General features: G+C 35.8%; 11 protein-coding genes. 6 read left to right on the top strand and 5 right to left on the bottom strand.

The window, feature by feature from the left end; genetic code table 11:
* Positions 1-25 precede the first annotated feature (25 nt).
* Positions 26-895: a mechanosensitive ion channel family protein gene (locus tag DIS06_RS02835; RefSeq protein WP_110111735.1), complete on the bottom strand. Its 870-nt coding sequence runs from the start codon at positions 893-895 to the stop codon at positions 26-28.
* A 364-nt stretch (positions 896-1,259) separates the two neighbouring features.
* Here DIS06_RS02835 and DIS06_RS02840 point away from each other — a divergent pair, with 364 nt between their 5' ends.
* The 5 genes from DIS06_RS02840 to DIS06_RS02860 all read left to right on the top strand — a co-directional run bounded on the left by DIS06_RS02840 (position 1,260) and on the right by DIS06_RS02860 (position 7,021).
* Positions 1,260-1,805 (top strand): peroxiredoxin, encoded by a 546-nt coding sequence (locus tag DIS06_RS02840; protein WP_110111736.1) that lies wholly within the window; start codon positions 1,260-1,262, stop codon positions 1,803-1,805.
* 142 nt (positions 1,806-1,947) lie between these two features.
* The gene (locus DIS06_RS02845; RefSeq protein WP_110111737.1) at positions 1,948-2,400 is read left to right on the top strand and encodes a TlpA family protein disulfide reductase; all 453 of its coding nucleotides are present in this window, start codon (positions 1,948-1,950) and stop codon (positions 2,398-2,400) included.
* 267 nt (positions 2,401-2,667) lie between these two features.
* Complete coding sequence (locus DIS06_RS02850) at positions 2,668-4,410, top strand: ABC transporter ATP-binding protein (protein ID WP_110111738.1); 1,743 nt, start codon at positions 2,668-2,670, stop codon at positions 4,408-4,410.
* 15 nt (positions 4,411-4,425) lie between these two features.
* Positions 4,426-6,243, top strand: coding sequence for an ABC transporter ATP-binding protein (locus DIS06_RS02855; protein WP_110111739.1), 1,818 nt, complete (start codon positions 4,426-4,428; stop codon positions 6,241-6,243).
* A 115-nt stretch (positions 6,244-6,358) separates the two neighbouring features.
* Positions 6,359-7,021, top strand: coding sequence for a potassium channel family protein (locus DIS06_RS02860; protein ID WP_110111740.1), 663 nt, complete (start codon positions 6,359-6,361; stop codon positions 7,019-7,021).
* 53 nt (positions 7,022-7,074) lie between these two features.
* Here the strand turns inward: DIS06_RS02860 and rnjA are convergent, their stop codons facing one another.
* Entirely contained in the window at positions 7,075-8,742 is a 1,668-nt protein-coding gene (rnjA, locus tag DIS06_RS02865) for a ribonuclease J1 (protein ID WP_110111741.1), read from the bottom strand.
* A 5-nt stretch (positions 8,743-8,747) separates the two neighbouring features.
* Positions 8,748-8,957, bottom strand: a complete 210-nt coding sequence (locus DIS06_RS02870) for a DNA-dependent RNA polymerase subunit epsilon (protein WP_110111742.1) — start codon at positions 8,955-8,957, stop codon at positions 8,748-8,750.
* 555 nt (positions 8,958-9,512) lie between these two features.
* Here DIS06_RS02870 and DIS06_RS02875 point away from each other — a divergent pair.
* Positions 9,513-10,295 (top strand): Cof-type HAD-IIB family hydrolase, encoded by a 783-nt coding sequence (locus DIS06_RS02875; RefSeq protein WP_110111743.1) that lies wholly within the window; start codon positions 9,513-9,515, stop codon positions 10,293-10,295.
* A 237-nt stretch (positions 10,296-10,532) separates the two neighbouring features.
* Here the strand turns inward: DIS06_RS02875 and def are convergent, their stop codons facing one another.
* Positions 10,533-11,087 carry a peptide deformylase gene (def, locus tag DIS06_RS02880; RefSeq protein WP_110111744.1) on the bottom strand — a complete coding sequence of 185 codons (555 nt, stop codon included), beginning with the start codon at positions 11,085-11,087 and terminating at the stop codon, positions 10,533-10,535.
* Between the two features lie 262 nt (positions 11,088-11,349).
* Positions 11,350-11,472, bottom strand: coding sequence for a sporulation protein YjcZ (yjcZ, locus tag DIS06_RS02885; protein WP_110111745.1), 123 nt, complete (start codon positions 11,470-11,472; stop codon positions 11,350-11,352).
* Positions 11,473-11,672: the final 200 nt, after the last annotated feature.

Below are 11,672 nucleotides of genomic sequence, written 5' to 3' on the forward strand. Positions count from 1 at the left end.
GGATTCAAATCCTTCAGCTTTTTTGTTATGAACCTAGTTGAGGTTGACCATTGCCTTCGCTTGATTGCTTTTTTTCTACATATACTTGATGAGGGAATGGAATTTCAATGCCGTTTGTGTCAAATGCTTCTTTAATCGCTTTTCGGAGTTTACGCTCAATAGCCCATTGCTCTCCATTTTGTGTTTTACCAACCACTCGAAGTACAACATCAGATGCACCTAAACTTTGAACACCAATGACGTTTGGTCCATCTACGACTGCTTCTTCCTCTTGAGCGATACGGCTACATACATCTTGTAAAACGGTAATCGCTTTATCAATATCATCATCGTATGAAATTCCAATATCCACAAGTGCTCGCATATTTCCTCGAGAATGGTTACTTAAACTTGTAATTTCTCGGTTTGGAACGTAGTGTAAAGTTCCATCAAATCCACGAATATGTGTTGTGCGAAGTCCAACGGCTTCTACGATCCCTGAAAAGCTCCCAGTTGTGACATAATCATCAACGTCAATTTGCTTTTCAAGTAATAAGAAGAAACCTGTTACAACATCACTCACAAGTCCTTGAGCGCCAAAACCAACTGCTAGTCCAATTACTCCAGCACCTGCTAGTAAAGCGGTTGCTTTAACTCCGACCGTTTCAAATAGCATAACAACAAAGATAAAGATAAGTACGTATGAAAACAAATTAATAGATAAGCTTTTTAATGTTAAAGCACGACCGCGTGTCACATTATCTCGCTCCATTAAGCGTTGAAACGAACGTTCAATAATTTTGTTACCAATAGCTTTTACAATAAGAAAGGCGATAATAATTGCTGCAAGTTTTAAAATGAGAATACTTGCACTTGTTAATAACCCTTCCCAATTAACTTTTTCAAAATTAAACATCCAATCATCCTTTCTGATTTTACCTTAAGCACTTTTGTTTATTCCCTCTACTAGACATGCTAAACTTAAATAAAAAGGTTTCACAACTAGTTTGCTCAATTCAAAATGAAAGTTATGTGCGTTCGTTTAAATGTTTTTAAAATCGGGCATAACATTTGTGTGTATGTAAAGAATAGACATGTCATAATAAAGTGGCAATGTTACATGAAACATAGCATCTTGTCAAGAATTCTTTCTTTACATTAATTGTTATTTAACATTGACTAAAAAGTAATATCTATTATAATGATAACCGTTAAAAGGTTACATAAGTGAGAATCCAACAGGATTATTCTCATTTAACTTTGAATTGGAGGGATTATGAATGCCAGAACGTATGGTAGGTAAACAAGCTCCTCGTTTTGAAATGGACGCGGTGTTAGCAAACAAAGAATTCGGTAAAGTAAGCTTAGAAGAAAACATGAAAAACGACAAATGGACGGTGCTATTCTTCTATCCAATGGACTTCACATTTGTATGTCCAACAGAAATTACAGCTCTATCAGATCGTTATGATGAGTTTGAAGATTTAGATGCAGAAGTAATTGGTGTATCTACTGATACTATCCACACTCACTTAGCTTGGATTAAAACAGATCGTAAAGACAATGGTCTAGGAGATCTTAAATATCCATTAGCTGCTGATACAAACCATGTTGTATCTCGTGAATACGGAGTATTAATTGAAGAAGAAGGAATCGCATTACGCGGTCTATTCATCATCAGCCCAGAAGGCGAATTAATGTACTCTGTTGTAAACCATAACAACATTGGTCGTGACGTAGATGAAACATTACGTGTTCTTCAAGCGTTACAAACAGGTGGTCTTTGCCCAGCTAACTGGAAGCCAGGACAAGCTACATTAAGCTAATTTTGTACGTGAGAAAAAGGTCTAACACGATTGTTAGACCTTTTTTCTAATCATGATAAGAAATATACATAACAACCATGTCATAAACTAACTACTTATGTGGGTATTTTAATAAAAGAGCAATCTTAAGGAGGAATATAGAATGAAATTACGTGAGCAAATGCCAGCATTAACAGGTGCGACAGAATGGTTAAATGGAGAAGTAACAAAAGAGCAATTAACTGGCGAAAAGCCTACGCTTATTCACTTTTGGTCTGTTAGCTGTCATTTATGTAAAGAAGCGATGCCACAGGTCAATCAATTCCGTGATGAATATAAAGATAAGCTAAACGTTGTTGCAGTACATATGCCTCGTTCAGAAGAAGATTTGAATTTAGATGAGATAAAAAAAGTAGCTCAGCAACATGATATTAGTCAGCCAATCTTTGTTGATAGCGAGCATAAGCTTACCGATGCATTTGAGAATCAATATGTTCCTGCTTATTACGTGTTTGATAAGACAGGGCAACTGCGCCATTTCCAAGCAGGTGGTAGCGGTATGAAAATGTTAGAAAAACGTGTGAATCGTGTGTTAGCAGAAACAGAAGCTGAATAAAGAAGATAAGCCTGTTATTTACAAAAAGCCTGTGAGCTTTTTGTGAGTACTAGGCTTTTTTTATGGAAAAGAAGGCATCTGTACTAAAAAGAAAAAACGAACAAACCTTCTCAAACTTTGGAAGGCCTGTTCGTTTTTTTATCTACTTAATTAGTCTGAAAAAAAGAAAAATTTTCGAAAAACGACTAGAAAAATATTTCGGAAACCGATATATTTAATACTACATTCTATTTATTTGGAATACTTTTACACAAAGGAGGGAAAAGGATGGAAACATTTAAAAAGCTAAAAGGTTTTTTTATGCCACATAAGTTATTTTTTATTTATTCTACCGTTTGCTTATTAATCGTTACGCTCATTACAGTCATCTATCCAATTGTTCTGCAGTATACCATCGACGAAATTATTTTAGAGGAACGGTACGAAAACACACTAACAATCGCTTTAGTGTTTATGGGACTTATGGTGATAAAAGGAGTCTTTACATACTTTCAGCAATATTTAGGTGATTTATTCGGGATAACCGCTGTATATGATTTACGAAATGCTCTTTATAAGAAGCTTCAATACTTACCATTTCGTTATTATGACAATGCAAAGACCGGAGACTTAATGTCTCGGTTAACTGCAGATGTAGAAGGGTTCCGGTTCTTTCTTTCATATGGTTTTTCTGAGCTCATTCGTTTTGGGCTGCTTATTGTTATCAGTTTTTCAGTGATGTTCTTTTATTCTGTACCTTTAACAATTGCTACTGTTTTGGCACTTCCATTTTTATGCATTGTTGTCTATCGCTTTGATAAAAAAGTACATCCTGCTTTTCGAAATGTTCGAAAGTCGTTTGGTCAATTGAATACAAATGTTCAAGAAAACATTAGTGGTATTCAAACTGTTAAATCGCTATCAAGAGAAGAGTTTCAAACTACTAAATTTAACAGCTCAAATGGTCATTATAAAGATCGGTACCTAGAAACATCTAATGTGTGGTCGAAGTATTTTCCGCTTATGGAGTTTATCGGAAACTTATCGATTGTAGCATTACTGTCTTATGGTGGGTACTTAGTGATACAAGGAGTAGTGAGACCTGGTGAGTTAGTGGCATTTTTTAGTTTAACGAGTTATCTCATCTGGCCCATTATGAACTTAGGGTTTGTTATTAATATGTTTTCACAATCAAAAGCATCAGGAGAGAGATTACTAGAGATTTTAGAGGAAGAGGAAAAAGTAGATAAAGAGGTAATGGTACAAACAGAAAAAATAGATGGAAGCGTCACGTTCTGTGATGTGACATTAACGTATCCGGGAGAAGAGAAGCAAGCCTTACAATCGATTTCATTTCATGCAGACAAAGGAAAAGTCATCGGATTAGTTGGGGCGACGGGTGCTGGAAAAACAAGTTTAACTCAGTTATTTACTCGTTTTTATGAACCGACGTCAGGAAAGATATTAATTGACGGAAAAGAAATTTCGGAGTATTCATTGTCAACGTTAAGAAGAAACATAGGTTTTGTACTACAAGAAACATTTTTATTTTCTAGTACCATTAAAACAAACATTGCTTATGGGTGTTCCGATGCCTCAATGGAGGATGTGATGTTAGCTGCGAAAAGAGCGCAAGCCCATGATTTTATTATAGAATTACCGCAAGGATACGACACGATGCTAGGTGAGAGGGGGTTAGGACTATCAGGAGGTCAGAAACAGCGTATTGCGATTGCTCGTGCGTTGTTGTTAAACCCTACTATTCTTATTTTAGATGATGCGACGAGTGCAGTTGATATGCAAACAGAACAACATATTCAGCTTGCTTTAAAAGAAGTCATGAAAGATCGTACTACATTTATTATTGCTCATCGAATTTCTTCTGTTCAACATGCAGATGAGATTTTTGTGCTCGACGAAGGAAAAATGATAGAGAGAGGAACACATGAGGAACTTATTCAAAAAGATGGTCCATATAAGCGGATTTACGATATTCAATATAAGGATCAAAAAGCAGTGATGAATGTGTAAGAGGGGTGAAAATGAATGAACAGAGAACAACATAATATCGTAAAAAATCGCTTTTATTATAAGGTGGATGAAGTCATTGATAAGCCGTTTAACTGGAAGCAGATGACAAGGCTATTCAGTTATTTGAAGCCTTACAATAAAAACTTGTTACCACTGTCTTTTCTGACAGTCATTATTACAACGGCTGTCCGCTTGGTCATCCCCATTCTGATTGGAGTATATACACTTGACCACGCAATTGCCAAGCAAGATTATGAGTTATTAGCTCAATTAGTGGTACTCATTTTGTCATTGTATGTGGTTTCTTATATCGCGAATCGATTTCGGATTAAATGGATGAATCTGTTAGGCCAAAATGTAATTTATGATTTGAGAAAGCATTTATTTACACATGTACAGAAACTTTCACACCGTTTTTTTGACTCTCGATCGGCAGGGTCTATTCTTGTACGAATTATGAATGATATCAATTCTCTTCAAGAGTTATTTACAAGTGGTGTCATTAACTTACTGATGGACCTTTTATTGTTAATTGGTGTTGTGACCATCTTATTTTCATTAAGTCCATCGTTGACAGTTTCCATTATGATTATTTTACCAATAATGTTTTTTATCTCAACAAGCTTGCGAAAAAATATCCGAAAGTCATGGCAAGCGGTTCGGATGAAGCAATCTGTTTTAAATTCTCACTTAAATGAAAGTATTCAAGGTGTTCGAGTGACACAGGCTTTTGCGCAAGAAGCAGAGAATGTAGAGTTTTTTAATGAAATTAATCGAGAAAACTTTGAGAGTTGGAGAAGTGCTTCTCAAAAGAATGCGATGTTTCGGCCTTTTGTTGAAATGACGAATGCTATTGGTACTGTTATTTTAATTATCTTCGGAGCCTTTCTTATTCAGCATGAAAGTGTAACGATTGGGGTGTTTGTGTCATTTGCCTTTTATTTAGGAATGTTTTGGGAACCTATCTCACGACTAGGGCAAGTGTATAATCAGCTATTAATGGGTATGGCTTCATCTGAACGTATTTTCGAATTTATTGATGAAAAGCCAAACGTCGTGAACTCTAAAACAGCAAAAGAAATACATGATCTCAAAGGAAAAATAGAATTTGAACAGGTCGTTTTCTCATATGATGGGAAGCGAAACGCGTTAAATGGTGTATCCTTTACCATTCATGAAGGGCAAACAGTAGCTTTAGTAGGACATACGGGCTCTGGTAAAACATCGATTGCGAACCTGATTACGAGGTTTTATGATGTTAGCGATGGCAAAATTAAAATGGATGACACTCCTATTAAAGAAATCACAGTGGAAAGTTTGCGGTCTCAAATTAGCATTGTACTGCAAGATACGTTTATTTTTTCTGGAACCATTATGGAAAACATTCGATTTGGTCGGCCAGATGCAACAGATGAGCAAGTAATAAGCGCTGCTAAAGCGGTTGGAGCTCATGGATTTATTCAAAAATTGAAAGAGGGATATGACACGGAAGTAGAGGAGCGAGGAAATATTTTATCTGTCGGAGAAAGGCAGTTATTATCATTTGCACGCACACTTTTAGCAGATCCAAAAATTCTTATTTTAGATGAAGCCACCGCCAGCATTGATACAGAAACAGAAATGATTATTCAACGTGCATTAAAACAACTATTAAAAGATAGAACCGCAATTATGATTGCACATCGTTTGTCAACGATACGAGAAGCTGATCAGATTATTGTGCTTGATCACGGGAAAGTATTAGAACAAGGAAATCATCAGCACTTAATGAATTATAAAGGTCAATATTATCGTCTTGTGCAATCTCAATTTTTAAACAACCCCAAGTCCTGATGCTTTGGCTAGTATCACGAAAAGCAACCTTGATCAATCGTTTCACATATTAGTCATTGTACCTTTGTGGTAAAATTATCATATAACAAAACGGTGTTGGCTAGGGGGAGTATTGATGAGAAAAGCATATGCAGTGATTGGGTTAGGACGATTTGGTGGAAGTATATGCAAGACGTTAAGTGAAGAAGGAGTGGAAGTATTAGCGATTGATTTAAATGAAGAAAAAGTTAATGAATATGCAAACATTGCTTCACATGCTGTGATGGGTGATTCTACAGATGAAAATGTGTTAAAGAGCTTAGGTATTCGTAACTTTGATCACGTGATTGTTGCCATTGGTGACAATATTCAAGCGAGTATTTTAACGACGCTTATGTTAAAAGAACTAGGTGTAGAAAGCATTACGGTAAAGGCTCAGAATGATTATCATGAAAAAGTATTAACGAAAATTGGAGCAAATCATGTTGTTCATCCAGAGCGTGATATGGGGAAGCGTATTGCAACTAAAATATTGTCAAATAACGTATTAGATTATTTAGAGCTATCTGATGAACATAGTATTGTTGAGGTTGTAGCGAACGATCGTATGCACGGTAACTCTATCATTGAACTAGATGTACGCGCGAAATATGGCATTAATATTGTGGCAATTAAGCGAAACAGAGACATCCTTGTTTCACCGCAAGCGTCTGAAGTGATTCAAAAAGGAGATATTTTAATTGTGATTGGAGCAGATGTAGATATTACTCGCTTTGAAAAAAAGTTATTAGGAGCATAATGAAAAAGCGAATGACCGCTGTGAAGTGAGGTCATTCGCTTTTTTGTTATAATTTACACTTCCATAATGATTGGTAGAATCATTGGGCGGCGTTTTGTTTTTTCGTATAGGAATGGTGCTAGTGTATCAGTAATTTCATTTTTAATTTCAGACCATTGTGATGTGCGACGCTCCATTACTTTGTTTAAGTGTTTCGTAATAAGCGATTGTGCGTCGTTAATTAAATCGCCTGATTCACGCATATATACAAATCCACGTGAGATAATATCAGGGCCAGCTGCAATTTTAAAGTCTTTCATATTAATGCTTACTACAACAATGACAAGACCTTCTTCCGATAGAATGCGACGATCACGGAGGACAATGTTTCCGATATCTCCAACACCATTTCCATCAATATAAACGGATCCAGAAGGAATTTTTCCAGCCACAGCTGCTTCGTTTTCACTTAAAGCAAGTACTTCACCGTTGTCCATAATAAAGCAGTTTTCCTCAGGAATTCCACAATCGTTTGCAAGTTTAATGTGCATTTTTTGCATGCGATACTCACCATGGATTGGCATGAAATATTTTGGTTTCATTAAGCGCATCATTAATTTTTGTTCTTCTTGCCCACCATGCCCAGACGTATGAATATCATTTAGTGCACCGTGAATGACTTCTGCACCAGCACGATAAAGCATGTTAATTGTACGGCTTACGCTGACTGTATTTCCTGGGATTGGTGAAGAAGAGAATACAACTGTATCGCCAGGGATAATTTGAATTTGACGGTGCGTTCCGTTTGCAATACGTGATAACGCCGCCATCGGTTCACCTTGACTTCCTGTACATAAAATGGTTACACGATGAGCTGGAAGTCTATTAATTTGTGAAGATTCAATGAACGTATCTTTTGGACACTTGATGTACCCTAGATCTTGTCCGATTTGAATAGCCGCTTCCATGCTTCGCCCAAAAACAGCAATCTTACGGTTATGCAAGACAGCAGCTTCTACTACTTGTTGCAAACGGTGGATGTTAGAAGCGAATGTAGCAAAGATAATACGTCCGTCTACTTTTCTAAAAATGTCATGTATGCTCTCTCCAACACGACGCTCAGACATTGTGAAATGTGGGATCTCACTGTTTGTACTATCAGAAAGCAAACACAATACGCCTTCTTTACCAATTTCAGCCATTTTCGTTAAGTTAGCTGGTTCACCAACTGGCGTAAAGTCGAACTTAAAGTCACCTGTATGTACAATCTGTCCATTTGGTGTTTTTACCACAATTCCATAAGAATCTGGAATACTATGTGTTGTGCGGAAGAATGTAACCGCTGTTTTACGGAACTTAATAACATCATCTTCTGTAATCTCATGAAGTTGAGCTCTTCTTAGTAATCCGTGCTCTTCTAATTTGTTTTTTAATAAACCTAATGCTAGTTTTCCAGCATAGACAGGGATGTTAATTTGTTTTAATAAATACGGAATTCCACCAATGTGGTCTTCGTGTCCGTGAGTAATAAAGAGTCCACGAATCTTATCTTCGTTTTTTACTAAATATGTGTAGTCAGGAATAACGTAATCAATTCCTAGTAACTCATCTTCTGGAAATTTAATTCCAGCATCGATTAAGATAATTTCATCTTGGAATTGTACAGCATACGTATTTTTACCGATTTCGCCTAGACCACCTAGCGCAAAAACGGCTGTTTGATTGTTTTTAACAAATTTCATTTTTATCATATCTCCAATACTTTAAAATCTTCACTTTGTTGCTCGTACTCTAAATGTGCACCCTTAACGGCTTGAACAAACTCAATATTAATTTCACGGCTTTTTAATTTGATGCGAACATCTTTCTCAGAATCACCGTTTACATAAACTGTTTTTGTGTTTTCACGAACAGGTACTTCGTTTGCTTTGTCTTGAAAATAAACTTTAAAAATCATGAAAATCTCTCCTTAATCTCCGAAATTCAAGTAACTTTTCTTATTATATTATAAATTGTGTATGTATTTCATGTATTTTCTAAAAGAAACTTGCCTTCAATACATTTTAATCATCACAAGTACACAAGTCAATGAGAGAGTCTATTTTAATTAGGAGAGAAAGTGACTCTGTCTAGGTATAGTAATCAGATATAAACCACAATTTGTGTCATCATACCTCGTCATGGACATTCTTTTCAAAGAAATAAATAAAGTGATGTTTATAAAAATAATTTTTTGTACAGCTTGTTGTTCTTCTGTTTTTGATTCACACACGATGAGACTAGGTTATTAGTCAGTAAAGCTACATGAAGCAAGCTTACATACAACATTCCTTGTCACCTATAGTTTCTATCATTAGTATACGAATAGTTTAGAATGACTTTACGTGGTTATAAATGGGAAATGTGTAGATGGATAGGGGATATAAAGTCAAATTTAGATATTTAAGCTTTGATTTGTTATAATAACGCTGTGAAATTAGTCACAAACAACGTGAAAAGCTAGGTGATAAAGATGGAAAGAAGTGTAATCTTCTTTGATATTGATGGAACATTGTTAGACAGTAATAAAGAGCTACCTCCATTAACGAAAGCTGCTGTTCAGCGCTTAAAGGATGAGGGGCATGAAGTAGCGATCGCAACCGGCAGAGCGCCGTTTATGTTTGAAGACTTACGAAGAGAGCTAGATATCCAGTCATTTGTGAGTTTTAATGGTCAATACGTTGTGTTAAACGGAGAGGTCATTTATAAAAATCCTCTAAAAGGTGAAACACTTGAAAAATTAACCAAGTTTTCAGTAGACAAGAGTCATCCACTTGTTTATATGGATCATGAAAGTATGAAATCAACAATTGAACATCACTCGTATATTGATGACAGTATCGGAACATTAAAATTATCGATTCCTAATCCTGCTCACGACCCTTCCTACTACAAAGAACGAGAAATTTATCAAACGTTATTATTTTGTGAAAATGGCGAAGAAGAACCATACAAACAGAACTTTGACGATTTTCATTTTATTCGTTGGCATGAGTTCTCAACCGATATTCTTCCAGCTGGTGGATCCAAAGCAAAAGGGATTGAGCGAATGATTGAAAAGCTTGGGTTCTCAAAAGAACAGGCATATGCATTCGGAGATGGATTGAATGATTTAGAAATGCTTGAATATGTAGGGAATGGTGTTGCTATGGGAAATGCACATGATGAAGTAAAAAGTATTGCCAATCATGTAACGAAGCATGTAGATGAGGATGGCATCGACTACGGGCTGAAATTGGTAGGGTTATTAAAATAAGTTTGATGCATAAGGGAAAGAGGCTGGGACATAAGTCTTTCAGTTGATAAGATATCCGAACTATCTTGAGTTGTATATTTTTGATAGTTCGGATATTTTTATTGGTTGAGAAAACAAGTTTGAAAAAATAGTGGAATGGAGCACAGTGGAATGAACTTGTTGTTACAACCTAATGATTATAGAAACGTCATGGTTCGTCTTTGAGAAGGAATCATTTCGTTAGATCCCACTCTCTTTTTATCGTTCAAGAGGTGTAGCACCTTCAGGCTGTTCAAAAGGCTCTTCTTGATTAATGCGATCATAAAACATAATTCCATCTAAGTGGTCGATTTCATGTTGAAACACAACAGCAGGTAATCCTTTTAGGCGTAGCTTCACTTCTTCACCATTAATAGTAAAAGCCTTGACTGTAATGCGCGCATAACGTGGTACAAACCCTGGAACTTCTCGATCAACTGATAAGCATCCTTCTCCTCCAGGTAAATACGTTTTCTCAACCGAGTGACTAACAATTTTTGGATTGAAAAGTGCGTAACTATGTAACGTTCCTTTTTCGTCCGTAACATGTACAGCAATCATTCTTTTCGGTACGTTAATTTGTGGAGCAGCTAATCCAATTCCTGGTCTTAAACCATATTGTATAGCCACTTCAGGATTTTGGCTGTTCATTACATAATCAATCAAGCTTTGTAAAATTAATTTGTCGTCTTCAGATGCTGGCAAAGGCACTTCTGCCGCCGGTTGCTTTAAAGTTGGATGGCCTTCTTTAATAATATCTTTCATTGTAATCATTTTTTACATCTCCTTACACATACCATTTTATAACCTTATATTATAAGGGTTAAGGTTCACAAAGAAAATATCATATCTAAATATATCTAGAAACACGAAAAGACTGTTCAAGGTTTAGATAGCTTATTTAAGAAGCGTTTTGTTTTTCAATTATTTAATTGAACTCATCTAAATTTATGTTCAATCTTCGTAAAATAAACCTAATTATAGTAGAAAAGACATGAGAAGCATAAAAAAACGGCCTATCTAGGGCCGTTTTTTATTACCAAGCGTATCCTGCGCCGATGATGATCAATAAGATGAATAAAACGATGATTAATACGAACCCTTTATTTGATCCGCAACCTCCACCATAACCACAACCACCATAACCGTATCCGTACATGAAAAAACCTCCATTGTTCGTAATTCCCGCCTATTCCAAAACACGTTTAAATCGTTTTGTTATGATTGGGTTAATACAATATATTAAAAGACCGTAAAAGTGTGTAGAGAAATTGCCCAGGTTTTCATATTTATATTTTTGACCACTAGTGTTGCATTAATTAAATTTTAATATTAAAAAGACTCCTAATCTTCAATAAT

The sequence above is a fragment of the Bacillus sp. CGMCC 1.16541 genome, assembly GCF_003184905.1.
GTDB lineage: Bacteria > Bacillota > Bacilli > Bacillales > Bacillaceae_H > Priestia.